Origin of the sequence: Zafaria sp. Z1313 (assembly GCF_050563205.1) — a bacterium.
Taxonomy (GTDB): domain Bacteria; phylum Actinomycetota; class Actinomycetes; order Actinomycetales; family Micrococcaceae; genus JAZDCJ01.
The window spans coordinates 49,474-75,596 of the sequence record NZ_JBNWUK010000006.1 but is presented as its reverse complement, the minus strand read 5'-3'; the positions used below and the strand labels follow the sequence as shown (position 1 = coordinate 75,596).

25 protein-coding genes, 1 pseudogene and 1 riboswitch are annotated in these 26,123 nt (G+C 72.0%); of the genes and pseudogenes, 7 read left to right on the top strand and 19 right to left on the bottom strand.

Going from position 1 to position 26,123, the window contains the following annotated elements; translation table 11 throughout:
- Positions 1-2: 2 nt before the first annotated feature.
- The 5 genes from ACQ3I4_RS08020 to ACQ3I4_RS08000 form a co-directional block, all read right to left on the bottom strand.
- Positions 3-779 carry a CPBP family intramembrane glutamic endopeptidase gene (locus ACQ3I4_RS08020; protein WP_430633282.1) on the bottom strand — a complete coding sequence of 259 codons (777 nt, stop codon included), beginning with the start codon at positions 777-779 and terminating at the stop codon, positions 3-5.
- A 48-nt stretch (positions 780-827) separates the two neighbouring features.
- Positions 828-1,490, bottom strand: a complete 663-nt coding sequence (locus ACQ3I4_RS08015) for a pentapeptide repeat-containing protein (RefSeq protein WP_430633281.1) — start codon at positions 1,488-1,490, stop codon at positions 828-830.
- A gap of 15 nt (positions 1,491-1,505) precedes the next feature.
- The gene (locus ACQ3I4_RS08010) at positions 1,506-3,599 is read right to left on the bottom strand and encodes an ABC transporter ATP-binding protein (RefSeq protein WP_430633280.1); all 2,094 of its coding nucleotides are present in this window, start codon (positions 3,597-3,599) and stop codon (positions 1,506-1,508) included.
- A complete protein-coding gene (locus ACQ3I4_RS08005) occupies positions 3,600-5,333 on the bottom strand; it encodes an ABC transporter ATP-binding protein (protein WP_329861277.1) in 1,734 nt (577 codons plus the stop codon). It lies immediately after the preceding gene.
- Between the two features lie 162 nt (positions 5,334-5,495).
- The gene (locus ACQ3I4_RS08000) at positions 5,496-5,939 is read right to left on the bottom strand and encodes an SRPBCC family protein (protein ID WP_430633279.1); all 444 of its coding nucleotides are present in this window, start codon (positions 5,937-5,939) and stop codon (positions 5,496-5,498) included.
- Between the two features lie 106 nt (positions 5,940-6,045).
- Between ACQ3I4_RS08000 and ACQ3I4_RS07995 the strand changes: the two genes are divergently transcribed.
- Both ACQ3I4_RS07995 and ACQ3I4_RS07990 read left to right on the top strand, forming a co-directional pair.
- Positions 6,046-7,143, top strand: a complete 1,098-nt coding sequence (locus ACQ3I4_RS07995; protein WP_430633278.1) for a WD40/YVTN/BNR-like repeat-containing protein — start codon at positions 6,046-6,048, stop codon at positions 7,141-7,143.
- Positions 7,144-7,145: 2 nt separating this feature from the next.
- On the top strand, positions 7,146-7,433 hold the full coding sequence (locus tag ACQ3I4_RS07990) for a MoaD/ThiS family protein (protein WP_329861280.1): 288 nt from the start codon (positions 7,146-7,148) through the stop codon (positions 7,431-7,433).
- Positions 7,434-7,444: 11 nt separating this feature from the next.
- Here the strand turns inward: ACQ3I4_RS07990 and ACQ3I4_RS07985 are convergent, their stop codons facing one another.
- Positions 7,445-7,948 carry an Lrp/AsnC family transcriptional regulator gene (locus tag ACQ3I4_RS07985; RefSeq protein WP_329861281.1) on the bottom strand — a complete coding sequence of 168 codons (504 nt, stop codon included), beginning with the start codon at positions 7,946-7,948 and terminating at the stop codon, positions 7,445-7,447.
- Between the two features lie 103 nt (positions 7,949-8,051).
- Here ACQ3I4_RS07985 and kynU point away from each other — a divergent pair, with 103 nt between their 5' ends.
- The 3 genes and pseudogenes from kynU (at position 8,052) to ACQ3I4_RS07970 (ending at position 11,045) form a co-directional block, all read left to right on the top strand.
- Positions 8,052-9,341, top strand: a complete 1,290-nt coding sequence (kynU, locus tag ACQ3I4_RS07980) for a kynureninase (protein ID WP_430633277.1) — start codon at positions 8,052-8,054, stop codon at positions 9,339-9,341.
- Between the two features lie 21 nt (positions 9,342-9,362).
- Positions 9,363-10,325: pseudogene (locus ACQ3I4_RS07975) on the top strand (pirin family protein); the annotation flags it as partial.
- A 270-nt stretch (positions 10,326-10,595) separates the two neighbouring features.
- The gene (locus ACQ3I4_RS07970; protein ID WP_430633346.1) at positions 10,596-11,045 is read left to right on the top strand and encodes a GNAT family N-acetyltransferase; all 450 of its coding nucleotides are present in this window, start codon (positions 10,596-10,598) and stop codon (positions 11,043-11,045) included.
- A gap of 379 nt (positions 11,046-11,424) precedes the next feature.
- On the opposite strand, the gene ACQ3I4_RS07965 is transcribed toward ACQ3I4_RS07970, so the two are convergent.
- Positions 11,425-14,424, bottom strand: a complete 3,000-nt coding sequence (locus tag ACQ3I4_RS07965) for an aminotransferase (RefSeq protein ID WP_430633276.1) — start codon at positions 14,422-14,424, stop codon at positions 11,425-11,427.
- A gap of 157 nt (positions 14,425-14,581) precedes the next feature.
- Here ACQ3I4_RS07965 and ACQ3I4_RS07960 point away from each other — a divergent pair, with 157 nt between their 5' ends.
- Complete coding sequence (locus ACQ3I4_RS07960; protein WP_430633275.1) at positions 14,582-15,097, top strand: GyrI-like domain-containing protein; 516 nt, start codon at positions 14,582-14,584, stop codon at positions 15,095-15,097.
- Positions 15,098-15,140: 43 nt separating this feature from the next.
- On the opposite strand, the gene ACQ3I4_RS07955 is transcribed toward ACQ3I4_RS07960, so the two are convergent.
- Together ACQ3I4_RS07955 and dnaB are read right to left on the bottom strand one after the other, a co-directional pair.
- Positions 15,141-16,580 carry an MFS transporter gene (locus ACQ3I4_RS07955; RefSeq protein ID WP_430633274.1) on the bottom strand — a complete coding sequence of 480 codons (1,440 nt, stop codon included), beginning with the start codon at positions 16,578-16,580 and terminating at the stop codon, positions 15,141-15,143.
- A gap of 37 nt (positions 16,581-16,617) precedes the next feature.
- Complete coding sequence (dnaB, locus tag ACQ3I4_RS07950) at positions 16,618-17,991, bottom strand: replicative DNA helicase (RefSeq protein WP_329861287.1); 1,374 nt, start codon at positions 17,989-17,991, stop codon at positions 16,618-16,620.
- Between the two features lie 544 nt (positions 17,992-18,535).
- On the opposite strand from dnaB, the gene ACQ3I4_RS07945 reads away from it, so the two are divergent.
- A complete protein-coding gene (locus ACQ3I4_RS07945) occupies positions 18,536-19,045 on the top strand; it encodes a hypothetical protein (protein ID WP_430633273.1) in 510 nt (169 codons plus the stop codon).
- Positions 19,046-19,094: 49 nt separating this feature from the next.
- Here the strand turns inward: ACQ3I4_RS07945 and ACQ3I4_RS07940 are convergent, their stop codons facing one another.
- The 10 genes from ACQ3I4_RS07940 to ACQ3I4_RS07895 all read right to left on the bottom strand — a co-directional run bounded on the left by ACQ3I4_RS07940 (position 19,095) and on the right by ACQ3I4_RS07895 (position 26,087).
- On the bottom strand, positions 19,095-19,601 hold the full coding sequence (locus tag ACQ3I4_RS07940) for a flavin reductase family protein (RefSeq protein WP_329861289.1): 507 nt from the start codon (positions 19,599-19,601) through the stop codon (positions 19,095-19,097).
- Between the two features lie 56 nt (positions 19,602-19,657).
- Positions 19,658-19,774, bottom strand: a riboswitch (SAM riboswitch).
- A gap of 143 nt (positions 19,775-19,917) precedes the next feature.
- Complete coding sequence (rplI, locus tag ACQ3I4_RS07935; RefSeq protein WP_329861290.1) at positions 19,918-20,376, bottom strand: 50S ribosomal protein L9; 459 nt, start codon at positions 20,374-20,376, stop codon at positions 19,918-19,920.
- 17 nt (positions 20,377-20,393) lie between these two features.
- Entirely contained in the window at positions 20,394-20,633 is a 240-nt protein-coding gene (gene rpsR / locus ACQ3I4_RS07930) for a 30S ribosomal protein S18 (protein ID WP_007269381.1), read from the bottom strand.
- A gap of 67 nt (positions 20,634-20,700) precedes the next feature.
- The gene (locus ACQ3I4_RS07925; protein WP_430633272.1) at positions 20,701-21,285 is read right to left on the bottom strand and encodes a single-stranded DNA-binding protein; all 585 of its coding nucleotides are present in this window, start codon (positions 21,283-21,285) and stop codon (positions 20,701-20,703) included.
- Positions 21,286-21,326: 41 nt separating this feature from the next.
- A complete protein-coding gene (gene rpsF, locus ACQ3I4_RS07920) occupies positions 21,327-21,632 on the bottom strand; it encodes a 30S ribosomal protein S6 (RefSeq protein WP_329861299.1) in 306 nt (101 codons plus the stop codon).
- Positions 21,633-21,826: 194 nt separating this feature from the next.
- Positions 21,827-22,453: a GNAT family N-acetyltransferase gene (locus tag ACQ3I4_RS07915; protein WP_430633271.1), complete on the bottom strand. Its 627-nt coding sequence runs from the start codon at positions 22,451-22,453 to the stop codon at positions 21,827-21,829.
- Between the two features lie 28 nt (positions 22,454-22,481).
- On the bottom strand, positions 22,482-23,780 hold the full coding sequence (locus ACQ3I4_RS07910; protein WP_430633270.1) for a M18 family aminopeptidase: 1,299 nt from the start codon (positions 23,778-23,780) through the stop codon (positions 22,482-22,484).
- A gap of 62 nt (positions 23,781-23,842) precedes the next feature.
- The gene (locus ACQ3I4_RS07905) at positions 23,843-24,007 is read right to left on the bottom strand and encodes a hypothetical protein (protein WP_329861304.1); all 165 of its coding nucleotides are present in this window, start codon (positions 24,005-24,007) and stop codon (positions 23,843-23,845) included.
- Positions 24,008-24,016: 9 nt separating this feature from the next.
- A complete protein-coding gene (locus ACQ3I4_RS07900) occupies positions 24,017-24,727 on the bottom strand; it encodes a response regulator transcription factor (RefSeq protein ID WP_329861312.1) in 711 nt (236 codons plus the stop codon).
- A 37-nt stretch (positions 24,728-24,764) separates the two neighbouring features.
- A complete protein-coding gene (locus ACQ3I4_RS07895) occupies positions 24,765-26,087 on the bottom strand; it encodes a sensor histidine kinase (protein ID WP_430633269.1) in 1,323 nt (440 codons plus the stop codon).
- Positions 26,088-26,123: the final 36 nt, after the last annotated feature.

Sequence of the window (26,123 nt, the reverse complement as noted above, 5' to 3'; positions counted from 1 at the left end):
CGCTACGGGTTCAGCAGCGGCAGCACCGTGTAGGCCAGGGAGAGGGCCACCGCGTTGTTGAAGAAGTGCAGGATGTAGGCGTAGGCGAGCGACTTGCCGGTCAGGACGTAGGCGACGCTGATCACCGTGCCGAGCGTCAGGTAGGGCACGAGCGAGCTGACGTCGAACGAGCCGGTGCCGATGAAGTGGATCCCGGCGAAGAGCGCGATCGAGACCACCACGCAGAGCCAGACGTTGACGTAGCGGCTGAGCTTGCCGATGAGCAGGTGGCGGAAGACGTACTCCTCCACGAACGGCCCCATGACCACGGCCACGACGAACATCGTGGGGAACGGGACGGAGTAGGTCATGCCCTCGATCGCCAGCTGGTTCTCGCTCTTGACCACCTCCCCCATGCCCATGAGGATCGCCGCCGTGATCATGAGCGAGCCGAACCAGGCGCCCGGAATGCCGAAGCCCTTGGCCCACGGGTGGAACGCGAACGTGCGCAGGGATTCGCGGAACGCGCCGAAGGCCACGATCATCGCGGCCGTGAAGAGGACGGCGTAGACGATCAGGTTGACGGCGAACGTCGCCGTGTCCGGCGTGGAGAACGTGTCCGTGAAGCCCGGGACGAGGACCATGAAGCTGGCCAGGCCCACGACGAACAGCAGGATGTACAGGCCCACCGTGACGCCGTCGCCGACCCCGAAGCGGCCGGGATCGAACACGGGCTGCCGGCGCCGCGACCCGGGGAACGGGTAGGGGCCGGCCGGTCCTGGCTGGGGGTGGGAACGCATGCCCCAACCCTACCGATTCGCCCCGGGCCGCGCTTCACGCCGGGACCCTCAGAGCACCCGGATCCCGGCCTCGGCGGCGAGCAGCGGCGCGAGGTCCTGGAGCTGCAGGGCGTCGATCGTCGCGCCCCGCAGCCCCGCCGGGGCCGTGATGGACCTCAGGCCCGCACCGCGCAGGTCGGCGTGCGAGAGCCGGGCCCCGTGGAGCAGGAGCGAGTCGATCCGGCAGTCCTCGAAGGCCACCCGGGTCGCCGTCGCGGATCCCAGGTCGAGCTCCTCGATGATGACGTCCCGGAACAGGACGTCCTTGAGCTCGGCCGAGCGCAGGTTGACGTAGCCGAGCTTGCCGCCGTCGAACAGCACGGAGCGCAGCGTGGCCCCGTACAGCTCGGCGGAGCCGATCCGCCCGCGGGCGATCCGCGTGTTCCACCAGGCAGAGTCCGGGGCGGAGAGCGTCGGCGCGAGCAGCTCCTCGAAGCGGCAGTCGCCGAAGGAGGCCCGCTCGAGGCGCGCCCCGGCGAGGGAGACCCCGCGGAAGAAGCAGGCCGTGAAGACGGCGTCCTCGAGGTCCGCTCCCGCGGCGTCGTCCTGCTCGAACCGCAGGCCCTCGCACCGCCCGTCGGCATCCAGCGCGGTCAGGTCGCCGGCCCCGGGGTACGACGCCGGGGCGAAGGACGGCAGGCGGGGCGCCTGGGGCGCGGGCCGGGCGGGCACCGCCTCCCGCCCCACTCAGCCCTCCCGGCCGGACGCGTCCGCCGAGGCGGCGTCGGGGACCGGCTCCGCACCGCCGTCGTCCCCCGGCTCCACCCCGGCCTGCGGCGCCGAGGCGGCGTCCGCGAGCGCGGCGGCGTCGGGGTCCTCGGCCGGGCCCGCGAACTGGGACATGTAGAGCCGGTGGTACGCACCGCGGGACTCGAGCAGCCGCTCGTGGCTGCCCTGCTCGACGATCCGGCCCGCCTCCATCACCAGGATGGTGTCCGCGTCGCGGATCGTGGAGAGCCGGTGGGCGATCACGAAGCTCGTGCGGTCGCTGCGCAGGGCGGCCATGGCGTGCTGGACCAGGACCTCGGTGCGCGTGTCCACGGAGGAGGTCGCCTCGTCGAGGATCAGCAGCGAGGGGTTGGCCAGGAACGCGCGGGCGATCGTGATGAGCTGCTTCTCGCCGGCCGAGACGTTGGTGCCCTCGTCGTCGATCACCGTCTGGTAGCCGTCCGGGAGCGCCTTGACGAAGCGGTCGACGTAGGTGGCGCGGGCCGCCTCGAAGACGTCCTCGTCGCTCGCGTCCAGGCGCCCGTAGCGGATGTTGTCCATGATGGTGCCGTTGAACAGCCAGGCGTCCTGCAGCACCATGCCCACCTTGGAGCGCAGCTCCGCGCGGGACAGCGCGGTGACGTCCACGCCGTCGAGCGTGATGCGCCCGGAATCGAGCTCGTAGAAGCGCATGACCAGGTTCACGAGCGTCGTCTTGCCCGCGCCCGTGGGTCCGACGATCGCCACCGTGTGGCCCGGGTGCGCCTCGAAGGACAGCTCCTCGATGAGCGGCTTGGCCGGATCGTAGGAGAACGAGACGCCGTGGAACTCCACGTGGCCGTCGGTGCGCTCCGGGAGGTGTCCCGTGACCGTCTCCGGCTCCTCCTCGTCGGCGTCCAGCAGCTCGAACGTCCGCTCGGCGCTCGCCACGCCGGACTGGAGCATGTTGGCCATGCCGGCCATCTGCCCGAGCGGCTGCGTGAACTCGCGCGAGTACTGGATGAAGGCCGTCGCGTCGCCGAGGGTCATCTGCCCGCTCGCGACGCGCAGGCCGCCGACCACGGCGATGCCCACGTAGGCCAGGTAGGAGATGAAGTTCATCACCGGGTAGATGGTGCCGGAGACGAACTGGGCGCCGAAGGAGGCCTTGTAGAGCTCCTCGTTGCGCTCGTCGAAGCGCGCCAGCGCCTCCTCCTCGCGCCCGAAGACCTTCATGAGCTCGTGGCCGGAGAAGGACTCCTCGATCTGCCCGTTGAGGGCGCCGGTGGACTTCCACTGGGCCGTGAACTGCTTCTGGGCCCGCACGCCGATGACGCCGGCCGCGACGGCGGACAGCGGCAGCGCGATGAGCGCGATCAGCGCGAGCTGCCAGGAGACGATGAACATCATGATGACGATCCCGACCACCGTCAGGAGCGCCTGGACGAGCTGCGCGAACGCCTGTTGGAGGGCGTTCTGGATGTTGTCGACGTCGTTCGTCACGCGCGAGAGCACGTCGCCGCGCTGGCGCGTGTCGAAGTAGTTCAGCGGCAGCCGGTTGAGCTTGTGCTCGACGTCCTTGCGGAGGTTGTAGACCACGCGCATGACGAGCTTGTTGAGGATGAAGCCCTGGGCCCACATGAACACGTTGGCGACGAAGTACATCGCCAGCACGATCGAGATGACGATCCCGAGCTCGCGGAAGTCGATCCCGGCGCCGGGGACCACCGTCATGCCGGAGAGCATGTCGGCGAAGTCGTCCTGGCCGCTGGCCCGCAGGCCCGCGATGAACTGCTCCTGGGTGACGTCGGCGGGCATCATGGGGCCGAGCACGCCCGCGAAGATGATGTCCATGGCGTAGCCGAGGACCTTCGGGGCGATGACGTTGAGCACGACGCCGATGGCCACGAAGACCAGGACGATCCCGATGCCGGCCTTCTCCGTGCCGAGCAGGCCCAGCAGGCGCTTGGCCGAGGGCCAGAAGTGCTTGGGCTTGCGGATCGACGTCTGGCCGCCGAATCCGTCGTCGAGCGACATGTCGGCGAACTCTTCCTCGGTGTTCTCTTCGGTGTTCTCCACCTGGGTCTGCGCCATCTAGGCCACCTCCTCCGCGCTGATCTGGGATTCGACGATCTCGCGGTAGGTCTCCGAGGAGGCCAGGAGCTCGTCGTGGGTACCGCGGTCCACGATCCTGCCGTTGTCGAGGACCAGGATCTGGTCCGCTTCGGTGATCGAGGCGACGCGCTGGGCGACCATGATGACGGTCGCGTCGTGGATGCTGGACTTCAGGGCCTGCCGCAGCCGGGCGTCGGTGGCGACGTCGAGGGCGGAGAACGAGTCGTCGAACAGGTACACGGCCGGCCGGGCGACGAGCGCCCGGGCGATGCAGAGGCGCTGCCGCTGGCCGCCCGAGACGTTGGTGCCGCCCTGGGAGATCCTGGTCTCGAGCCCGTCCGGCTTCTCGCGCACGAAGTCCTCGGCCTGGGCGATCCGCAGGGCCTCCCACAGCTCGGCCTCGTCGGCGTCGCCCTTGCCGTAGCGCAGGTTGGACGCGACGGTTCCGGAGAAGAGGTACGGCCGCTGCGGGACGGTGGAGACGCGCCGGGACAGCTGTTCGCGGGTGAGCCCGGAGACCGGGACGCCGTCGATCAAGACCTCGCCGGACCCGGGATCGTAGAGCCGGGGCACGAGGTTCAGCAGCGTGGACTTGCCGGCGCCGGTCGAGCCGATGATCGCCGTCGTCTGGCCCGGCTTCGCCGTGAAGCTGATGTCCTTGAGCACGGGCTCCTCGGCGCCGGGGTAGCCGAAGCTGACGCCGCGGAACTCGACCTCGCCGCGGACGGGCCCCGTCGCGCGCGGCGCGTGGGGATCGTGGAGGGAGGGTTCGACGGCGGTCACCTCGCCGATGCGCTCGGCGCAGACCATGGCGCGCGGGATCATCATGGCCATGAACGTGCCCATCATGACGGCCATGAGGATCTGCAGGAGGTACTGCAGGAAGGCCGTGAGCGCACCGACCTCGACCTGGCCGGCATCGACCCGCTGGCCGCCGAACCAGAGCACGGCGGCGGTGGCCACGTGCAGGATCATGCCGATGACCGGGAACATGAGCACGAACAGCTGGCCGACCTTGACGCCGACGTCCGTCAGCTTCTCGTTGGCGCCGCGGAAGCGTTCGGTCTCGAAGTCCTCGCGGACGAACGCGCGGACCACGCGGATGCCGGTGATCTGCTCGCGCAGCACGCCGTTGATGCCGTCGATGCGGTCCTGCATGATGCGGAACAGGGGCATGAGGAAGCGGATGAGGATGCCGACGATGACCACGAGGAGCGGCACGGAGACCCAGACGAGCCAGGACAGCCCGGCGTCCTCGCGCAGCGCCATGATGATGCCGCCGATGCACATGATGGGGGCCGCGACCATGAAGTTCAGGCCCATGAGCACGAGCATCTGGACCTGCTGGACGTCGTTCGTGCCACGCGTGATCAGGGTGGGGGCACCGAACTGGTTGACCTCGCGCGCCGAGAAGCCGGCGACGGAGTGGAAGACGGCGCGGCGGATGTCCCGGCCGATGGCCATGGACGTCTTGGCGCCGAAGTAGACGGCGGCGACGGCGGTGAGCACCTGCGCGAACGCGACGCCGAGCATCACGCCGCCGGTGCGCCAGATGAAGTCGGTGTCGCCCTTGGCGACGCCCTCGTCGATGATGCGGGCGTTGAGGCTGGGCAGGTAGAGCGTGGCGATCGTGGTGGCCAGCTGGAAGACCATCACGGCCACGATCCACATCGTGTAGGGCTTGGAGTACTTCAGGATCAGTCGAAGCAGCATGGTGGAAGTGGTCCTTTGCGCGGTTCCGCCCACGGCGCGCCCCGGGGCGGGGCGGGGTGGCGGGAGGGCACGCGGAGGCCGGCTGCCTCCGGAGCATAAGGAACTCTAGTCCCCAGTTGGGACAATTCAATCCGTCGAGAGGATGATTTCTCCGCCGGCGGATCAGCCGCGGGCGAGGAGCCTCTCGAGCTTCGCGAAGGACTGCTCCCAGCCGCCGCCCGCCATCTCGAGGACCTCTTCGGGGTAGGGGCCTTGGCTGAGGCGCATCCGCGTGCCGCGGCCGGACTCCTCGAGCTCGACCCGCAGCTCCATGACCTGTCCGCCGGACTCCGGCGTCGCGGCGGTACGCCCCACGAGGAGCGACGGCGGCTCGAACGCGCCGAGCTCGGCCTCGATGGGCGAGACGGACAGGGGGTCCTCGTCGGAGGCCATAACGAGCCGCCACACGCCGCCGGGGCGCGGTTCCACCATCACGGACCCCGCGGTCACGCTCCAGCCCTCGGGGCCGAACCAGGCGGCGAGGGCGTCGGGATCGGTCCACGCCTCCCACACCTTCTCCCGCGGCGCATCGAAGTCGCGTTCCATCACCAGGGTTCCATCGGCCATGGCGCCAGAGTACCCGTCCGCGGTCCGGGGGTCGACGCCGCCGCGGTCCCGAATCCGGGTCCACCACCCCTTGTCCGCCGCCGCACCCGGTGGTGGACTATGGCCCATGGGCAACGCAGCAGAGACCGTGATCGCCATCGGCACCAAAAAGGGCCTGTGGCTCGCCAGAAGCACCGACCGCGCCAGCTGGATCCTGGACGGCCCGTACTTCCTCAACATCGAGGTGGCCTCCGTGGCCATCGACACCCGCGGCGGCCGGACCCGCGTCCTCGCCGGCATCAACGACTGGCACTGGGGCCCGGCCGTGGTGCATTCGGATGACCTCGGCGCCACGTGGACCGAGCCGGAGCACGGGGCCATCAAGTTTCCGGCGGACACGGGCGCGGAGCTCGCCCGGATCTGGCACCTGCGCCCGGACACCGACGAGCGGCCGGGCGTGGTCTGGGCCGGCTGCGAACCGATCTCCGTGTGGAAGTCCACGGACTCCGGGGAGAGCTTCGAGCTGAACCGCGGGCTGTGGGAGCACCCGCACCGCAAGGAGTGGGGCGAGGGATTCGGAGGCCCCGCGGCCCACACGATCATCCCGGATCGCGAGGACGCCAAGACGCTGCACGTGGCCATGAGCACGGGCGGCGTGTACCGCAGCCGGGACGCGGGCGGCAGCTGGGAGCCGCGCAACAAGGGCATCAGCGCCGGGTTCATGCCGGACGAGGAGCCGGAGTTCGGCCAGTGCGTGCACCGCATCACGGCGGACGCCGCGGACCACAACCGGCTCTACGCGCAGAACCACGGCGGGGTCTACCGGACGGACAACGGCGGGGACGAGTGGGTGAGCATCGCCGACGGGCTGCCGGCCGACTTCGGCTTCACGTTCCTGACGCACCCGCGCCGGGCGGGCACGGCGTGGACCATTCCGCTCCATTCCGACTTCCAGCGCATCCCGGTCGGAGGCCGGCTGGCGCTCTGGCGCACGGACGACGCCGGGCTGACCTGGGCGGAGCAGCGCGAAGGCCTCCCGGACGGCGAGTACAACGTGGTGCTGCGGGACGCGGCGTGGGTCGACGAGCACGACGGCGTCGCGGGGCTCTACTTCGGCACGCGGGCCGGCGAGGTCTTCGCGAGCAGCGACGAGGGGGCGTCCTTCAGCCAGGTCGCCGAACGGCTGCCGGACGTGCTCAGCGTCCGCGCCGCCGTCGTGGCGTAGCCGTGCCGAGCGCGATCCTGGACGTGCCCGCGGTGCTCGCGCCGACCCTCGGCGGGCGCCGGACGCTGGATCTGGAGTACGACGCCGGAGCGACCGTGGGTGCCCTGCTGGACCGGGTGGGGGCCGGGCACCCCGTCTTCGCGCGGCGCATCCGGACGGAGACGGGCGCGGTGCGGCGCTTCGTCAATGTGTTCGTGGGGCAGGACAACATCCGCGACCTGGCCGGGCTGGACACGCCGGTGCCGGACGGGGCCCGCATCCTGGTGATCCAGTCGGTCGCCGGCGGCTGATCCGCGGCGCGTCAGCGCCCCGCGCCGGCGCGGGGCGTGAGGTGCTCGAAGACCAGGCTGGTCTGGGTCGAGGCGACGGCCGGGTCGGCGAGCCGGACGTTGATGAAGTCCCGCAGCTCCTCCGGGCCGGCACAGGCCACGTGGACCAGGAAGTCGCGGTCCCCGGCCAACAGGAAGACTCCCAGCGTCTCGGGGAGGTCCCGGAGCGCGGCCGCGAGCTCGAGCATCCGGTGGCGGGCCTGAGGGTTGACGCGGACGGAAATCATGGCGAAGACGTGCAGACCCAGACGGGCCAGGTCCAGCTCGGCGTGGTAGCCCGTGATCACGCCGGAGTCCTTGAGTGCCCGGACGCGGGCCAGGCAGGTCGACGGCGCGATCCCGGCCTTGCGGGCCAGGACGTTGTTGGGAAGACGCGCGTCGGCGGCGAGCTCGCGCAGGATCACCAGGTCCGCCTCGTCGAGCCGAACCCGATTCCGGCCCTCCTGGTGATTTCGGATCAGATCCGAATTGATCACGGAACTCCCTCTGCTTTCTGGATGAATATTCGCTGAAGAGGACGCGTTCTTCACGTCGATTCTAGACTGGGCGGAGAATCCACCTCAACGAAGGACACCGGGCATGGACACCACCACGGCACCACTCACCCGCGCCGACTGCCTCGCGCTCGACGCCGCGGATCCGTTGGCCGGGTTCCGCGGCCGCTTCGAGCTGCCGGACGGCGTCGTCTACCTCGACGGGAACTCGCTGGGCGCCCTGCCCCGCGGCGCCGCGGAACGCGCGCAGGAGGTCGTGACCGCCGAATGGGGCCGCGGCCTCATCCGCTCGTGGAACACGGCCGGATGGTTCGGGCTGCCCCGCACGCTCGGGGACAAGCTGTCCCGCCTCATCGGAGGAGCCCCGGGCGAGACAGTGGTCACCGACACCACGAGCCTGAACCTCTTCAAGGCCCTCGCCGCCGCGATCCGGATCCAGCAGCAGGACGCGCCGGCCCGCCGCGTGATCGTCACGGAGCGGGACAACTTCCCCACGGACATCTACATCGCGGAGGGCATCGCCGACTTCCTCAACTCCGTCGCCGAGCACACGGGAACCCGCTACGAGGTCCGCCTCGTCGACGACTCGCTCCCGCTCGGGGAAGCGCTCGGCGAGGACACCGCCGTCGTCTCCCTCTCCCACGTGAACTACCGCACCGGCGCCATGTGGGACCTCGCGGGCGTCACGGCCCGGGCCCACGCGGCGGGGGCCCTGATGATCTGGGACCTTGCGCACTCCGCCGGCGCCGTACCCGTGGACCTGAACGGAGCGGGCGCCGACTTCGCCGTCGGCTGTACCTACAAGTACCTCAACGGCGGCCCCGGCGCCCCCGCGTTCATCTGGGTGAGCCCGCGCCACCAGGACCGCTTTTGGCAGCCGCTGTCCGGCTGGTGGTCCCACGCCGCCCCGTTCGCGATGGCCGATTCCTACAGTGCCGCCCCGGACATCCGCCGCTTCCTCTGCGGGACGCAGCCGGTGACCTCCCTGGCCCTGGTGGAGACGGGTCTGGACGTCGCGCTCGAGGCGGACATGGCCCTGGTCCGGGAGAAGTCCCTGGCACTGACGGATCTGTTCATCCGCCTCGTCGAGGAGCGCTGCGCGGAGCACCCGCTGCGGCTCGTGACGCCCCGGGAACAGGCCGCCCGCGGCAGCCACGTGAGCTTCCGCCACCCGGAGGGCTACGCGGTCATGAGCGCGGTCATCGCCCGCGGCGTCATCGGCGACTACCGCGAACCGGAGGTCCTGCGCTTCGGGATCACGCCCCTCTATGTCGGGTACGCGGACGTGTGGGACGCCGTCGAGGTGCTGCGCGACGTCCTGGATTCGAAGGCGTGGGACGCCCCGGAGCACCGCACGCGCCATGCCGTGACCTGAGGATCGGCATATGCTGGCCCCATGAGCAATGCGGAGACCCTTCCGGACGAGGTGCTCTGCGCCGCCGGAGGCACCGGGGAGATCGAGCTGCTCGAGCCCCGTGCGGTGCCGCTCGGCGGGCCGCGGGCCATGGACGTGCGCCGGACGCTGCCGCAACGGCGGCGCAGCCTCATCGGCGCGTGGTGCTTCCTGGACCACTACGGCCCGGACTACGTCGCGGCGTCCGGCGGCATGCGGGTCCCCCGCCACCCGCACACGGGTCTGCAGACCGTCAGCTGGCTCTTCACGGGGGAGATCGAGCACCGCGACTCCGCGGGCTTCCACGCCCTGGTCCGCCCGGGCGAGCTGAACCTGATGACGGCCGGCCGTGGCATCAGCCACTCCGAGTTCTCCACCCCGTCGACGACGCTCCTGCACGGGGCCCAGTTGTGGCTCGCCCTGCCCGAGGCCGCCCGCCACACGGCCCCGACGTTCGAGCACTATGCGCCCCAGGCCGTCGAGGGGCCGGGCTGGAGCCTGCGCGTCTTCATCGGCTCCCTCGCCGGCAGCACCTCGCCCGTCGCCACGCACACCCCGCTCCTCGGCGCCGAGATCCTCCTGGAGGGCGGCGCCGAACTGGAGCTCGAGCTCGATCCGTCCTTTGAGCACGGACTGCTGCTGGACGCGGGCGACCTCTACCTGGACTGCCCGGCCCCCGACGCCCCGGGGCCGGTCGGCACCGGCCAGGAAGCCCAGGGCGCAACCACCGCCCCGGGCGCGGCGACCGCCCGGGGCGGCATCGCGGCGGTCCGGGACCACCTCGCCTACCTGCCCACGGGCCGCGCGCGGCTGGTGCTGCGCGCGGGGGCCGAGCCGGTCCGCGCCCTGCTGATCGGCGGGGAGCCGTTCGACGAACAGATCGTGATGTGGTGGAACTTCGTGGGCCGCAGCCACGAGGAGGTCGCCGCCTACCGCGCCGACTGGCAGCGGGAGATCGGCGCCGAGGGACCCCTCGGCGCGGCGGCCGGCAGCCTCGCGGCCCAGGCGGGGGGAGCGGGCGCCGGGACCTCCGTACCGGCGCCGGACGATCCCCGGACGGACCAACCTGCGACGGACAGGACCGGAGGGGACGTCGCTGGCTCGGGCGGACCCGGGACCGACGAGGCCGGAGGGGACGTCGCCGGGGCCCCACCGCCCGCGGACGGGCTGCGGTTCGGCACTTTCCCGCCGGGCGAGCCGGACCCACTGCCCGCTCCAGCGCTGCCGAACGCGCGGATGCGGCCCCGCGGCGGGCCCGCCGAACAGCGGAACAACCGGACGAACCACCAGGAGGACGCCATGGAACACGCCGAGGCCGCAGCCCAGGACGACGGCCGGGACGAGGGCAAGAACGACGCCGCCGGGGACGCCATCACCGTCCGCCACAACGCCAAGCGGCGCCGCTACGAGCTGCTCGACGGCGAGGCGGTCATCGGCGCGGCCCACTACCTCCCGTTCGGCCAGGACCAGCGGATCTTCTTCCACACCACGGTGGACGAGGCCTATGGCGGGCGCGGGCTCGGCGGCCGACTGGCCGCGGCCGCGCTGGACGGGACCGTGGCCGAGGGGCTCCGCATCGTCCCGGTCTGCCCGTACATCAAGGCCTACCTCGGCAAGCACGCCGGGACCGCGGACAGCGTCGACGCGGTCACGCCGGAACACCTCCAGGCCCTTCCCCGCGCCTGACGGCCCCACGGGCCAGGCTGAACGCCTCCGGCCGGCCCACACGACCACCCGCCCAGACCGCCCTGCCTCCCCGAGTCCCCAAGCCCCCACGTCCACGCGTCCACGCGTTTACGAGCCCACGAACCCACGCGTCCACGCGTCCACGCGTTTACGAGCCCACGAGCCCACGCGTCCACGCGTTTACGAGCCCACGCTGACCCGCACCGACACCGCCCCGCTGACCCGCTGACCCGCTGACCCGCCTCACCCAGTTCACGTCATCTGGGCGAGTCGACCCTCTACAGGCCAGACCACCCAGTAGACCCCGTGGCCTCGCCCAGATGACGTGAAGTGGGCAGGGAGGCGGAACGTGGAATGGGAGCGAACGGGGCAGGGAGGACTAACGCGGGAGGGAGGCGTGCCGCTCTTCCGCCTCGCCCAGCGCCGCGTCCAGCGCGTCGACGAGGAACTCCGTGGCCTCGGCGTCGAACGTCAGCGGTGGCTTGACCTTGAGCACGTTCCGCCGCTCCGAGCCCGGCTGCGTGATGACGCCGAGCCCGAGGAGCCGCTCGCAGACCCACGCGGCCTCCTCGGCGGCCGGCGACCCGTCGGCGCGCACGAGCTCCACGCCGAGGTAGAGCCCCGCGCCGTGCACGTGCCCGATCAGCGGGTGCGCCTCGGCCAGGTTCCGCAGCGCGGCGCGCAGCCGCTTGCCCGTGCGGCGGGCGTTGCGGATGAGGTCCTCTTCGCGCAGGGCGTCGAGGACGGCCAGGCCCACGCGGCACGCGGCCGGCGAGCCGCCGGTGGAGGAGAAGAACCAGCCCTCCGCGGCGAGCGAGTCGGCGATCGCCCGCGTCGTGAGCACGCCGCCGAGCGGGAAGCCGTTGCCCATGGGCTTGGCCAGAGCGACGATGTCCGGGACCACTCCCTCGCGCTCGAACGCCCACTGCCGCCCCGTCCGGCCAAAGCCGAGCTGCACTTCGTCGGCGATGCACAGCCCCCCGTGCGCCCGGACGGCGTCGTAGACGGCCGCGAGGTAGCCCTTCGGCAGCAGCACCCCGCCCGCGTTGCCGAGCACGGCCTCGCTGATGAACGCCCCCACGGGCGCGCCCGCCGCCTCGCGCTCGGCGAGCCGGGAGGTGAGGTCCGCGGCGTGCCGGGCCCCGGCGTCGTCCGCCGTTTCCCCTCCCGGGACCCGCCCGTGCAGGGGATGCGGCGCATCGGCGAGCACCACCCAGTCCGGGCGCGTGCCGGCGGCGTGCGGGTTGTCGAACGCGCTCGTCGTCACGGCGTCGGCGCCGGGCGTCCACCCGTGGTAGGCCTCGCGCAGGGCCGCGACGCCGGTGCGCCCCGTGGCCGTGCGGGCCAGCTTGAGCGCCAGCTCCACCGCCTCGGAACCGCTATTGACGAGCAGCACGGTGTCCAGGCCGGACCCCTCCGGGGCGAGCTCGACGAGCCGCTCCGAGTAGTCGGCGAGCGCCTTGTAGAGGAAGCGCGAGTTGGTGTTGAGCAGGCGCAGCTGGGACGCCGCGGCCCCGGCGACGCCGGGGTGGCCGTGGCCGAGGACCGAGACGTTGTTGACCAGGTCGAGGTAGGACCGGCCCGAGGAGTCCACGAGGTGGTGCCGCCAGCCGCGCTCGAACCGCGGGGGCTCGGCGAAGAACCGCTCCTGCGCGGAACTCGCGTGGGCGTCCCGGCGCCGCTGCTCGGCCGCGGCGGACGGCTCGGCGGCCGTGGGGGCCAGCCCGAGCAGCACGGCGGGGTCGCGGGTCAGCCGCCGCCAGGCCGGGGCCAGCGCGCCCGTGGTGAGGAAGGGGACCTCGGCGCGGTCCTCGGGCGCCTCCGGCGCGGTCCACTGGATCCCGACGGCGCCGCCGAGCCCCGGGTACGACGTCGGCGCCGTGGCCAGGAGCGCGCCCCGCGGCACCCGCCCGTCGGGGTCGGCCCAGCGGGCGGGGACGACGCCGGTGAGCAGCAGGCGCCGCCCGTCGGCACCGCGCAGCTCCACGGAGTGCGTGTCCCAGGCCAGGGCGCGCCCGTCCCACGGCGCCGTGAGCGGGAACGGCTCGTTCGTGTAGAGCTGGAGGCCGAGCGGGATGGTCGACGCCGGACGGCGCGAGAGCGCGGGCGTGCGGGTCAGGCGCGGGGCGCCGTAGGGCAGGACGACGACGGGGTGCCGGGTCAGCGCCTCGGAGGCCAGGCGGTCCTCGGCGTCGGGATCGGTCCACGCGCCCGCGTCGAGCAGCGGCGACTCCACGCCGACGTCCAGCACGTGCGCGCCGCCGAGACGTGCCAGCGGGCCGGGGGCACCGTCGTCGTCCTCCTCCCGCTGCGCGAAGCCGAGCCGCTCGAGCACCGCGGCGGTCCCGGCCTCGACGGGCAGCGAGACGGCCTCGAGGAACCCGGCCCACTCGTGCTCCATGCGCTCGGCGGCGTAGTCGTTGCCGGGCTCGAGGGCGGTCTGCTCCCAGCCCGCGGCGACGAGCACGGCGGTCCGCAGCACGACGAGCGGCCACAGCGCCCGCGCCTCGGCCTCGGACAGGGCCAGGCGCGCGTGGTAGGCCTCCGCCGCGGCGAGGACCGCGAGGGGATCGCCCGCCCGGTGGCGCAGGAGCGACGCGCACAGCACCGCGGGCTCGGCGACGCGCCAGCCGCGGTGCAGGTCGCCGAAGTCGAGCACGGCCAGGCCTCGGCCTGGGGCGTCCACGACGTTGTCGTCGGTGAGGTCCCCGTGGATGGGTTGGAGCGGCAGGTCCAGGGACAGCGGGGCGATGAGCCCGTGTGCGCGGGCCGCAGCGGTGGCCACGGCCGTGGCCCGGCGGGCGTCGCCGATCGAGCCGAGGCCGGCCTGCACCTGCTCGAGGCCGCGGCGCAGGTCCCAGCCCAGCTCCCGGTCCAGCCCCGGGTGGTCGAAGCCGGCCAGGGCGCCGTCCAGGCCGGCCGCCGCCTCGCCGAGCCGGCGCAGCACGGCGTCGTCGAGGTGCCCGGCCGCGTAGAGCGTGCCGCCCTCGACGTACTCGAAGAGGCGCACGTGCTGGGTGGGTCCGTCCTGCAGCTCCACGCGCTGGAGCATGGCGCCGTCGAGTCCGGGCAGGGCCGCGGCAGCGAGCCCCGGGCGGGCCGCGTTGACGTGGGCGATGCCCTCGAGCTGGGCCTCGAGTTCCCGGGCGGAGAAGGCCGTGTTATCCAGCTTGAGCACGCCGCGGGACCCGTCCGCGCCGTCGACGAGGAAGTTTCGATCCTGGTTGCCGCCGAGCTCCCGCGCCGTCCCGTCCAGGCCGAACAGCGCGTGGGCCAGCGCCTCGGCGTCGCGGGGATCGGCCTCGGGGCGGCGCAGGCCGCGGCCCGGCGTGGATGCGGTTCCGGTCTCTTCGACGGCGAGACGGCGTGGGGCGGGCACGGTTCCTCCAGGGGGCGGTGCGGTGGCGTGCTCCCATTATGTCCTGCCGCCCGGCGGCCCGGGACCACCCGCTGGCGCACCCCTTGGACGTCCCCGGGCCGCGGCGTAGAGTGGCGCTCACCATCACCCCGCCCCGCACCGAGGAGCAGGACATGACATGACAGAGCACAGCAGACACTGGGGGGAACCGCGGCTCGAGCCCGTGGTCCTGCACGTCGCGGAGGCGCGCACCGCCGTCGTCCGGGGCGCGGGCATCGACGCCGGCGGGCTGCGCGGCTTCTTCGACACGGCGTTCGGGGCGCTCGGGGCGGTCCTCGCCCGGGAACAGCTCAGCCCCGTCGGCCCCGCCTTCTCGCTCTATCCGAGGATGCCCGCCGCCACGGTGGACCTCGAGGTCGGCTTCGCGATCGACCACCCGCTCGTCGGCCGGCACACGACGGAGTCGGGGCTCGTTGTCGAGCAGTCCAGGCTTCCCGCGGGCGCCGTCGCGACCGTTTCCCACCTGGGCTCCTACGACGGGCTCGGCGAGGCGTGGCAGGGCCTCGTGGACTGGGCGGCGCGGACCGGGCACGCCGCGGGGCTGCCGTTCTGGGAGGTCTACGTGACGGAGCCCGGCCCGGAAGCCGACCCGGACACGATGCGGACCGACCTCTACCTCCCGGTCAGCGGCTGACCCCACCTCGGAGACCGACAGGACGGTGGCGACCGACGGGCCGTCAGCCGCCGGGCGCCACGCCGGGCCCCGCCGTCGCCGCGGCGCGGGTGCGCGGGGCCGCCAGCGCCGCGCCGAGCGCGATGGCGGTGGCGAACAGGAAGACCGCGGCGAACGGCGCGGCCGGTACCGCGGCGAACACGATGCCCGTCAGCGCGAGGGCGAGCGCCGCGCCCATCGAGTCGGCGATCGACAGCGCGGAACTGTTGGCGCCCTGCTGCCCGGGCGGCGAGGCGGCGAGCGTCATGACGCTCAGCCGCGGGTACATGAGCCCCATGCCGGCGCCCGCCACGGTCCACGCGGCGATCGCGACGGCGGCCGGCCAGCCGAGCAGCGTCGTCGCGAGCACGCCTGTGATGCCCGTCAGGACGAGCAGCGCCCCGCCGGCGACGGCGCGCGTGTGGTCCAGTCGCCCGCCCAGCCGGCCCTGGACCGCGGACGCCCCCGCCCAGCTCAACGCGGCCCCCGTCAGCGCGAGCCCCGCGAGCGAGGCGGGGAACGCGTAGCGCTCCATCAGGAGGTAGGGCAGGTACACCTCGGCGCCGAGGAACCCGGCGGAGACGGCGCCCCGGACCAGGATGACGGTGGGCAGGCCCCGGCGCGCGGTCAGCGTCCCGGGCGGCACCAGGCGGCGCAGCGCGGCGAGGGCCGCGGCCGCTGCGGCCACCGACCACAGGGCCGCGGGCCACGGGAGCGCACCGACGCGGTCCAGGGCGAGGACGGCCACCGCGGCGAGCACCGACCAGAGCAGTCGGGTCCGTGGGCGGGTCGCGCCCGCCCCGGCTCGGCCGGGCGCGGCCTCTCCGGGCCGGGGATCGGGGAGAGGTCGGGACTCCGGGGCAGGCCGCGGCGGCAGGGCGGCGAGGGAGGGCCTCACGAGCAGCAGGGCGGCCGCGACGAGCACGACGACGCCGAGGAAGACCCAGCGCCAGCCGACGGTCTCCGCCGTCGTCCCCGCCACGAACGGGCCGATCATCGAGGGCACGACCCAGGCGGCCGCGAAGGCGGCGAAGATCTGCGGATGCAGGGCGCCCGGGTAGATCCGGGCGACCACGACGTACAAGGCCACCGTGATGCCCCCGCCGCCGAGCCCCTGCAGGAGGCGCCCCGCGACGAGGACCTCCATGCCGGGGGCGAGTCCGCACACGAGCAGCCCGGCGCTGAACAGGAGCGACGCGGCGTAGAGCGGTCCAGTGGGTCCGGTGCGGTCGGCCCACGCACCCGCGGCGACCATGCCCACGACCCCTGCGGCCAGGGGTCCGGCGAAGGCCAGGGCGTAGAGCTGCGCCCCGCCGAGCTCCGCGCTGACGACGGGCATGATCGTGGTGACGGCGAGCGACTCGAACGCGGCCAGGAAGACCAGGACGAACGAACCGACCGTCGTGGCGGCGAGGCCCGGGGCCAGGATGCCGCTCCGGGGCGGGCCGGAATGCGGCGTGTCCATGCGCCGACTCTAGCGCCGCCCGGACGCGGGTGCCGAACTAGAAGCCGCCGCCCTCGCTCGCCATGTTGTTGAAGCGCTGGTAGTGCCCCTGGAACGCGACGACGATGGTCTTGGTGGGGCCGTTGCGGTTCTTGGCCACGATGATGTCCGCCTCGCCGGCCCGCGGGGACTCCTTGTCGTAGACGTCCTCGCGGTGCAGCAGGATCACCATGTCGGCGTCCTGCTCGATCGAGCCCGACTCGCGCAGGTCGGAGACCATGGGGCGCTTGTCCGTGCGCTGCTCCGAACCACGGTTGAGCTGGGACAGGGCGACGACCGGCACGTCGAGCTCCTTGGCGAGGAGCTTGAGCGCACGCGAGAACTCGGAGACCTCCTGCTGGCGGGACTCGACGCGCTTGCCGGAGCTCATGAGCTGGAGGTAGTCGAGCACCACGAGCTTGAGGTCGTGGCGCTGCTTGAGCCGGCGGCACTTGGCGCGGATTTCCATGAGCGACATGTTCGGCGAGTCGTCGATGAAGAGCGGCGCCTCGTTGAGCCGGCCCATCGTGGTGGCGATCTTGCCCCACTGCTCGTCCTTGATGGTGCCCTTGCGCAGGTCCTGCAGCCCGATGCTCGCCTCCGCCGAGAGCAGGCGCATCGCGATCTCGTTGCGGCCCATCTCGAGGGAGAAGACGACGGTCGTGAGGTTGTTCTTGATGGCCGCCGAGCGGGCGATGTCGAGCGAGAACACCGACTTTCCGACGGCGGGGCGCGCGGCGACGACGATCATCTGGCCGCCGTGCAGGCCCTGCGTGAGCTCGTCGAGCTCGTAGAGCCCCGTGGGGACGCCCGTCATGCCCTCCCCGCGGCTGCCGGCGGACTCGATCTCGTCCACCGTGCTCTCCATGACGTCCCGCAGCGGCACGTAGTCCTCGGCCGTGCGGCGCTCGGCGACGGCGTAGATCTCCGCTTGCGCCTGGTTGACGATCTCGTCGACCTCGCCGTCGTGGGAATAGCCCATCTGGACGATCTTGGTGCCGGCGTCGACGAGGCGCCGCAGGACGGCGCGCTCGCGGACGATCTCCGCGTAGAAGCCCGCGTTGGCCGCCGTGGGCACGGACTGGATGAGGGTGTGCAGGTAGGCGGGGCCGCCGATGCGGGAGATCTCGCCGCGCTTGGTGAGCAGGTCCGAGACGGTGACCGCGTCGGCGGGCTCGCCGCGGCCGTAGAGGTCGATGATGGCCTCGAAGATCGACTCGTGGGCCGGGCGGTAGAAGTCGATCCCGCGGAGCACCTCCACGCAGTCGGCGATGGCGTCCTTGGAGAGCATCATGCCGCCGAGCACGCTCTGTTCGGCGACGAGGTCCTGCGGCGGGGTGCGCGCGAGGTCGGCGTCCCTCGATCCGCCCTGTTCGGTCTGCGCCAGTGACACGCCGTTCCTTTCGCCCGCTGCCCCGGGGCCGCCGGCGGCGGGCCCATGATGCCCTCCCCAGTATCCCAGCCGCCGCCGCGCGCAGGGAGCGGCATGGACGGCTGTGGATAGTGGTGGAGTGCTGTCACCCTAGCCCCTCTCCCGCCCGTTCCCAAGACAGTTATCCACAGCCCATGTGGAGAAGCTGTGGGAAGAGGGGCCCGTTATGTGCACAGCTTGGGGAGGAAGCTGTGGATGAAATGCCAATTTCAGAATCAATCCGGCTCTGACTAGGTAAAACATCCTCTGCTAGCTGTTGATGGAAGAAAGTTTGTCATCAACATTCAGGTGCCACTTGCAGGTTTCGTTGGGGAAAACCCTCCGCTGGAACGGCGTTCTCCACAGGTGACCGGCCGGTATCCACAGACACGCCCGGGATCTGTGCACGAACGGCCGGGCGTGTGGTTGTTCCGGGCGTCCCGGCGCTGGGATACTGGGGCATGGCCGATCCCGAAGCCCGTGGGCCCCGTCCCGGGCGGGAATCAACGACGCTGGGAGCCCCGACATGGAACTGATGGCCACGATCCTCATCTGGACGGCGCTGATCGTCGGCGCGGCCGCCCTCATCCGCTGGGTGTTCGTCACGCGGCCCCGCAACGAGCTCAACGAGGCCGACGTCTACATCCAGCGGCTCAATGCGGAGGCCGCGCAACACCAGCTCGACGACGCACGCAAGGCCGACGAGCTCCGCCGGGCCACGACCGAGCGCACGCTCGCCGCCCAGCGCGCGGCACGGGAGCGCAGCGGCCGGCCGGAGGTGCCCACCACGCGCGGACCCGGCATCAGCGCCTCGCGGGCCGCGGCCGAGGCGGCGCCGAGCGACCCGACGGCTTTCGGGCGGCGCACGGCGGTCGATCCGACGGCGGCCCCGAGCGCCTCCAACGCCGACTACCAGGCGGTCCTCGAACTCGTGCGGCGGGGCCAGCACATCGCCGCGATCAAGAAGGTCCGCCAGGACACGGGGATCTCGCTGACCGAAGCCAAGCAGTTCATCGACTCGCTCGCGGGGAAGTAGCGCCGGACCGGGAACCGCTTCCCCGACGGGTTCCTCGACGAACCTCGTCCTAGACGAACGTCTCGGAGTGGAGGCGGCGGAACGCCGAGCCGTGGAAGACGAGCGGCGCGTTCGCCCCGTCGTGTGTGGCGTGGCCGTGGACGCGCAGCAGGACGACGGTGTGGTCCCCGGCCGGGATCTCCTGCTCGATGCTGCAGTCGAGCCACAGCGAGGCGTCGTGGAGGAAGAGGGCGCCCTCGTCCGTGGAGTCGAGCCGGAGCCCGGCGAAGCGGTCCCCCGACTTCGAGGCGATCTGCTTGCAGACGCCGTCGTGCCCCTCGCCGAGGATCGAGACGCCGATGCGGGCCGAGTCGCGCAGCTTCGGCCACGTGCGGGAGCTGTTCTGGGCGGAGAACAGGACGAGCGGGGGCTCGAGCGAGACGCCGACGGTGAAGGACGAGGCGACGATCCCCTGCGGCTGGTCGTCGACGATCGCGCACAGCGCGGCGATCCCGGACGGGTGCTGGGCAAAGGCGTTGCGCAGGGTATTGGGGCTGAGGTCCTGGGACAGGGACATGGCTTCCTCCGGTGTGCGGCACACCGGGGCGCGCACCCTCAGGGTGCACCGTCGATGCGCGGTACTTGCCGCACCGGGGCGTCCGGCCGGCCGAATCATCACCTGGAGCACCCCACTACCGTGAGAGGGTTGCCGGCCGACGAGCCAGGGCTTGGATGTCGACACTCTTGATTCACCACCAACGCTAGGCGCACCCGGACGGGCGGGTCAAAGGTCGGCGCAACATTTCGCAAGGAGGGCCCGAACGCGGAAGGACCCCCGTCCACCAGGGACGGGGGTCCTTCACGGGCTCCGGAGAGGCTCCGGGACCGGGATGCTACTTCTTCTTCGCCGGGACGACCTGCAGGTCGATCGTGGCGGAGACGTCCTCGTGCAGGCGCACGGTGGCCTGGTAGTTGCCGAGCGACTTGATGTGCTCCGGCAGCTCGACCTTGCGCTTGTCGATGGATCCGAGGCCGGCCGACTCGACGGCCTTCGCGACGTCCTCGGCCTTGACGGTGCCGAACAGGCGTCCGGACTCGCCGGCCTTGACGGTCAGCTTGACCGGCTTGCCGGTCAGCGACGCGGCGAGCTGCTGCGCATCCTCGAGGGAGGCAACGGCGCGCGCGGCGCGGGCGGCCTTGATCGACTCGACCTGCTTCTCGCCGCCCTTGGTCCAGGTGATGGCGAAGCCGCGGGGGAGAAGGTAGTTACGGGCGTAACCGTTCTTCACCTCGACGATGTCGCCAGCGGTGCCAAGACCCGTCACTTCGTGGGTCAGAATGAGCTTTGCCATGGTGTGTTTCCCCTTCCCTAGCCGCGGCCAGCGCCGGAGTAAGGCAGCAGGGCAACCTCGCGCGCGTTCTTGATGGCCTGGGCGATCTTGCGCTGCTCCTGGACGGAGACGCCGGTCACGCGACGGGCACGGATCTTTCCGCGGTCGGAGATGAACTTGCGCAGCAAGGCGACGTCCTTGTAGTCGATGACGGTGATGTCAGCGGCCTTCAAGGGATTGGACTTTGGTTTGGGCTTACGGAGTTCAGCCTTAGCCATCGTGGAGCTCCTTTATCAGGTGGAGCCCGCAGAACTGTTCTGCGGGATGGTGGATATATCTAGGTGTTTAGAAGGGCGGTTCGTCGTTGCCCGGGTTGCTGCCCCAGCCGCCGCTGCCGGCGGTCGAGGGAGAGGACCAGGGGTCCTCGGCCGGGGCGTTGTTCCAGCCGCCGGAAGACGCGCCGGAGCCCGCGCCGGCGTTGCCGCCGCCGAAGCCTCCCGCGTTGCCGCCGCCGAATCCGCCGGAGTTTCCTCCGCCGAACCCGCCGCCGCCACCGCCGCCACCGCGCTGGACGCGCTTGACGGTCGCGGAGGCGTACCGCAGCGAGGGGCCGATCTCGTCGACCTCAAGCTCGATCACGGTGCGCTTTTCGCCTTCCTTGGTTTCGTAGGAACGCGACTTCAGCCGGCCCTGGGCGATGACGCGCATGCCCTTGGTCAGCGTCTCGGCGACATTCTCGGCAGCCTCGCGCCACACCGACGCGCGGAGGAACAGCGTTTCGCCGTCCTTCCACTCGTTGCTCTGGCGGTCGAAGGTCCGGGGGGTCGAGGCAATGGTGAAGTTCGCCACTGCGGACCCCGACGGGGTGAAACGAAGTTCCGGGTCGCCGGTGAGATTACCGATGACCGTGATGACGGTCTCGCCTGCCATGGTGCCTCCTCTGGTCGGTTTCTACTGCGGTTCCGCGCAGACTACTCTGCGGAGACCTTCTGGTCTTCCGGGCGGATGATCTTGGTGCGCAGGATCGTCTCGGTGAGAGACAGCTGGCGGTCAAGCTCGGCGGAAGTGGCCGGGGTGGCGGTGAAGTTGACCACGGCGTAGATCGCCTCGGTCTTCTTCTTGATCTCGTAGGCCAGACGACGGCGGCCCCAGATGTCGACGTTGTCGATGGTCCCGCCATCGTTGCGGACGACGTCCAGGAACTTGCCGAGGGTCGGCTCCACGGTACGCTCGTCGACCTCGGGGTCGATCAGTACCATCAGCTCGTAAGCACGCATGTGAACCCACCTCCTTTGGGCTAAACGGTCACGGTCTTTCCGTAACAGGAGGTTCTTTGCGTTGGCTGTCCCGCCGGCCCGCGAACCGGGCACGGCACAAACAGCCTGAACCATCCTACCGGATGCCTCCCGATCCACCCTAAACGCCCGGGCGCCGCCGCGGGACGCCTGTGAGGGGCCTTCCGCAGGGCGCCCTACGCGGCTCCCCCGCCCGCCATCCAGTCCGGCAGCAGCAGTCCCATGCAGACGGCGTCGATCCGCTGCCCGTCGTAGACGAGGGCCGCCCGGCGGAGGCCCTCGACCTCGAACCCGGCCTTCTCGTAGACGCGCTGCGCCCGCGGGTTGAAGGCGTAGACCTCGAGGCCGATCCGGAACAGCTCCGTCTCGGTGAAGGCGTAGCCGAGCAGCGTGCGCAGCGCCGCGGTGCCCAGGCCGCGGTCCCGCCCGCCCGGCCCGATGAGCATGCGCAGGTTGCAGGACTGGTTGGCCGGCTCCCACTCGTTGAGCACGATCTCCCCCACGCAGCCCCCGCCCTCCGCGTCGACGACGGCGAGGTCGAGCCGGTCGGGCTGCGCGGCGCGGCCGCGGTAGCAGGCGGCCGTCGCCTCGTCGATCCGGGGCGAGGCCGCCGCGGCCGCCGCGGAATCGTGCACGGATCCGGTCAGCCGCAGCACCTCGGGGTCGGCGAGCACGGGGCCCATGGCCTCGATGTCCTCGTCCGTGAACGGACGCAGCAGCACGGGCCCGCCGTCGAGCACGGGCTTGTGCGCGAACGCCGTCCCCTGCCCGTCCACCATCCGCCGTCCCTGCCCGTCCACCATCCGCCGTCCCTTCCCGTCCGCCGCGCCGCTACGCCGCGAAGAAGGCCCGGCAGACCCGGGACAGGCGCAGCGGGTCCTCGACGCCGCACAGCTCGCGCGCGGAGTGCATGGACAACAACGGAATGCCGACGTCGACGGTGCGGATCCCGAGGCGCGTCGCCGTGAGCGGCCCGATCGTGGAGCCGCACGGGATGACGTTGTTGGAGACGAACTCCTGGTAGGGGACCCCGGCGTCGTCGCAGAGCCGGGCCCAGAGGGCGGCCCCGACGGCGTCGGTCGCGTAGCGCTGGTTCGCGTTGATCTTCAGGAGCGGGCCGCCGTTGAGGACCGGGTGGTTCGCCGGATCGTGCCGCTCGGCGTAGTTCGGGTGCACGGCGTGGCCCGCATCGGCCGAGACGCACACGGAGTCCGCGTACGCCCGGTACCGCTGCGCGTCGTCGGCCCCGAGTCCCGCGGAGATCCGCTCGAGCACTTCCTGCAGGAACGGGCCGGCCGCACCGGAACGCGTCGCGGAGCCGACCTCCTCGTGGTCGAACGCGGCGAGGAGCGCGATCCGTTCACCGGGCGCCCCGTCGGCCGCGTGGGCGGCGAGCGCCGCCAGCGAGGCGTGGACGGAGGAGAGGTTGTCGAGCCGGCCGCTCGCGAAGAACGCGTCCGACTGCCCGAAGACGCGGGGCTCCTGGGTGTCGGCCGCGACGACGTCGTAGCCCCCGACGTCGGCGGGATCCACGCCCGCGGCCCCGGCCAGCAGGCCAAGCAGGTCGGCGCCGGCCGCATCGCCGAGGCCCCACACGGGGTTCATGTGGCGCTGCTTGTCGAGGGCGAGGGACTCGTTGACGTTGCGGTCCAGGTGGATGGCGAGCTGCGGGAAGCGCAGGAGGGGGCCCGTGCGGGCCAGGACGGTGCCGCCGTCGCGCAGGGCGAGCCGTCCGGCGAGCTCGAGCTCGCGGTCGAGCCACGAGTTCATCAGCGGCCCGCCGTAGACCTCGACGCCGGCCTGGAGCCAGCCGTGCGCCCCCGTCGTCGGCCGGGGCTTGAGCTTGAACGACGGCGAGTCGGTGTGGGATCCCACGAGGTGGAACCCGGTCGTGGGGCCGGCCGATTCCGGGACCGTCCAGGCGATGACTGCGCCGTCGCGGAGCACGTAGTAGGCGCCCGGGCCGGCGGGCCAGTCCGCGGCCTCGTCGAGGCCCGTGAATCCGGCGGCGTCGAGGCGGCGGGCGGCCTCGGCGGCCGCGTGGTGGCTGGAGGGCGAGGCCGCGACGAACGCGCCGAGGTCGGCGGCGTGATCGAGGGCGTCCTGGGAGGCGGTGCTGGTGCTGGCCATGCTCTGCTTCGGTCCGATCTGTGGTCTGGGTCTCTGCTCGGCTGTCTCGATGCTACCGGGATCTAGACGCCCTGCCGGTAGCGGGCGAACACCACGAGGCCCAGCCCCAGCAGGATGCTGCCCCAGCCGGCGATGCCCCAGCCCAGGACGGAGGCCATGAACGCGCCGCCGGCGAGGAAGACGACGGCGAGCATGAACCAGGGGCTGCGGAGGAACTCGATGTTCACGCGGACCGCCTAGTAGTCCAGTCCCTGGCTGGGGACCACGAGCCCGGTCTCGTACGCGTAGACGACGGCCTGGACGCGGTCGCGCAGGTGGAGCTTGGTGAGGATCCGGCGCACGTGGGTCTTCACGGTGGCCTCGGAGAGGAAGAAGCGGTGGGCGATCTCCGCGTTGGAGAGCCCCTCGGAGATCGCGCCGAGCACCTCGAGCTCGCGCGGCGTGAGGTCCTCGAGGAGCGGGTCGCGCTCCGGCGCGTGGGGCGTCGTCGCGTGGGCCGCCCCCGTGGTGCCGCGCCCGGCCGTCCCCGCGCTGCGGACGTAGGTCTCGAGCAGGCGCTGGGTGACGCGGGGCGCGACGACGGCATCGCCGCTGGCCACGAGCCGCACGGCGTGGACGAGCTCCTCCGGCGCGACGTCCTTGAGCAGGAAGGCGCTGGCCCCGGCCTGCAGTCCCGCGAAGGCGTACTCGTCGAGGTCGAAGGTGGTGAGGATGATGATGCGGGCGTCGGGGTGCGCGGCGGCGATCCGGCGCGTGGCCTCGATCCCGTCCATGCGCGGCATCCGCACGTCCATGAGGACGACGTCGGGGCGCAGCTCCTCGGCGCGCTCCACGCCCTCCTGGCCGTCGGAGGCCTCGCCGACGATGTGCAGGTCCTCCTCGCCCTCGAGGATCAGCCGGAAGCCCATGCGCAGGAGCGGCTGGTCGTCGACGAGGAGGATGCCGATGGGGGCGTCGGGGCCGCGCTCGGGCTCCGCCGCGCGGTCAGCGGGCGTCTGCTGGTTCGTCACTGTCTTCTCCCTGGGGGCCGGTGGTTGGTTCGGGACCGCGGGGGGCGGTGAGGATGGCATGGACCACCCAGCCCCCCTGCGGTCCGGGCCCGGCGTAGACGGACCCGTCGTAGATGGCGGTGCGTTCGGCGATGCCCTTGAGCCCCTGGCCGCTGCCGACGGGTTCGCGAGGCGTCCCGGCGAGCTGCCCGTTGTCGGCGACCTTGATCCGCACGGTGTCCCCGTCGCGCGAGAGCTCGACCGTGACGCGGGTGACGCCGCGGCCGTAGCGCAGGACGTTGGTCAGCGATTCCTGGACGATCCGGTACACGGTGAGCTGGAAGGCGGCGTCCGTGGGGAGGGCGGGTCCCTCGTGGCTGCAGCGCAGCGGGACCCCGGCGACGCGGAAGCCGTCGAGCATCTCCTTGAGGGAGGACGACGCCGGCTGCGGGGCGAGCGGGGCGTTGGAACCGTCGCGCAGCACGCCGATGACGCGGCGCATGTCGGCGAGCGCGCCGCGTCCGGTGGAGGAGAGCTCGCGCAGCACCTCCGCGGCCCGGTCGGGGTCGCGCTTGAGGACGACGGCGGCGCCGTCGGAGAGCGCGATCATCACCGAGAGGGAGTGGGCGACGACGTCGTGCATCTCCCGCGCGATCCGGTTCCGTTCCCCGGCCTGGGCCAGGGTCCGCACGCGCAGCCCCCAGTTGGTCAGTTCGGCGTCGTGGAGTCGGTTGCTGCGCACGGCGGCCCCGATGCCGACGGCGGCCGAGTTGAAGACGAGGACGAACGCGGCGATGAGCCAGACGACGTCGGACGGGCGGGGGTCTCCGGGGCCCAGGAACGCCGTGATGTCCTCGGCGGCGTCGAGCGCCGGAACGACCCAGAGCATGAGCAGCAGGATCTCGACGGCGCTGACGAGCACGGCCATGATGAACATGCGCTTCGAGGCATACTTCGTCGCTGCGGTGTAGAGGGCGATCCACAAGCCGATGCTGCCGGCCCCGAAGAGGGGGTCCGCGATCATGATGGCGGCCTCGAGGACCATCACGGCGGCCAGGACGGCGAAAGTCCAGCGCCGCCGGACGGCGAGCGCGACGGCGATGCCCGCGACGGCCGCCGCGGGGACCCAGGTCCCGCGGTCCAGGGCCCCTGCGGCGGAGAACGCGGAGACGAGGAGGTAGCCGGCGACCACGAGGAGGTCGACCACGCCCGGCCGCTGCCGGATGAAGCGGAGCACGGGGCCGCGGCGCCGGTCGGCGAGCTCGGCGAAGGTGGGATCGGGCGTTCCCGGTCCCTCCCAGGGCGCGGCGGCGGTCATGTCTAGAGCTTAGCTTTCCTCGCGGGGCATGGAACG

Bases quoted from the DNA above. Each gene is read 5' to 3' on its own strand.
- ACQ3I4_RS08000 (WP_430633279.1), bottom strand. From the start codon at position 5,939: ATGGCCGATGGAACCCTGGTGATGGAACGCGACTTCGATGCGCCGCGG.
- rpsF (WP_329861299.1), bottom strand. From the start codon at position 21,632: ATGCGTGCTTACGAGCTGATGGTACTGATCGACCCCGAGGTCGACGAG.
- ACQ3I4_RS07940 (WP_329861289.1), bottom strand. From the start codon at position 19,601: ATGTCCCTGTCCCAGGACCTCAGCCCCAATACCCTGCGCAACGCCTTT.
- ACQ3I4_RS07895 (WP_430633269.1), bottom strand. From the start codon at position 26,087: ATGACCGCCGCCGCGCCCTGGGAGGGACCGGGAACGCCCGATCCCACC.
- ACQ3I4_RS07995 (WP_430633278.1), top strand. From the start codon at position 6,046: ATGGGCAACGCAGCAGAGACCGTGATCGCCATCGGCACCAAAAAGGGC.
- ACQ3I4_RS07925 (WP_430633272.1), bottom strand. From the start codon at position 21,285: ATGGCAGGCGAGACCGTCATCACGGTCATCGGTAATCTCACCGGCGAC.
- ACQ3I4_RS07955 (WP_430633274.1), bottom strand. From the start codon at position 16,580: ATGGACACGCCGCATTCCGGCCCGCCCCGGAGCGGCATCCTGGCCCCG.
- rpsR (WP_007269381.1), bottom strand. From the start codon at position 20,633: ATGGCTAAGGCTGAACTCCGTAAGCCCAAACCAAAGTCCAATCCCTTG.
- ACQ3I4_RS07945 (WP_430633273.1), top strand. From the start codon at position 18,536: ATGGAACTGATGGCCACGATCCTCATCTGGACGGCGCTGATCGTCGGC.
- rplI (WP_329861290.1), bottom strand. From the start codon at position 20,376: ATGGCAAAGCTCATTCTGACCCACGAAGTGACGGGTCTTGGCACCGCT.
- ACQ3I4_RS08005 (WP_329861277.1), bottom strand. From the start codon at position 5,333: ATGCTGCTTCGACTGATCCTGAAGTACTCCAAGCCCTACACGATGTGG.
- ACQ3I4_RS08020 (WP_430633282.1), bottom strand. From the start codon at position 779: ATGCGTTCCCACCCCCAGCCAGGACCGGCCGGCCCCTACCCGTTCCCC.
- ACQ3I4_RS07915 (WP_430633271.1), bottom strand. From the start codon at position 22,453: ATGGTGGACGGGCAGGGACGGCGGATGGTGGACGGGCAGGGGACGGCG.
- kynU (WP_430633277.1), top strand. From the start codon at position 8,052: ATGGACACCACCACGGCACCACTCACCCGCGCCGACTGCCTCGCGCTC.
- ACQ3I4_RS08010 (WP_430633280.1), bottom strand. From the start codon at position 3,599: ATGGCGCAGACCCAGGTGGAGAACACCGAAGAGAACACCGAGGAAGAG.
- ACQ3I4_RS07970 (WP_430633346.1), top strand. From the start codon at position 10,596: ATGCGGCCCCGCGGCGGGCCCGCCGAACAGCGGAACAACCGGACGAAC.
- ACQ3I4_RS07910 (WP_430633270.1), bottom strand. From the start codon at position 23,780: ATGGCCAGCACCAGCACCGCCTCCCAGGACGCCCTCGATCACGCCGCC.
- ACQ3I4_RS07960 (WP_430633275.1), top strand. From the start codon at position 14,582: ATGACAGAGCACAGCAGACACTGGGGGGAACCGCGGCTCGAGCCCGTG.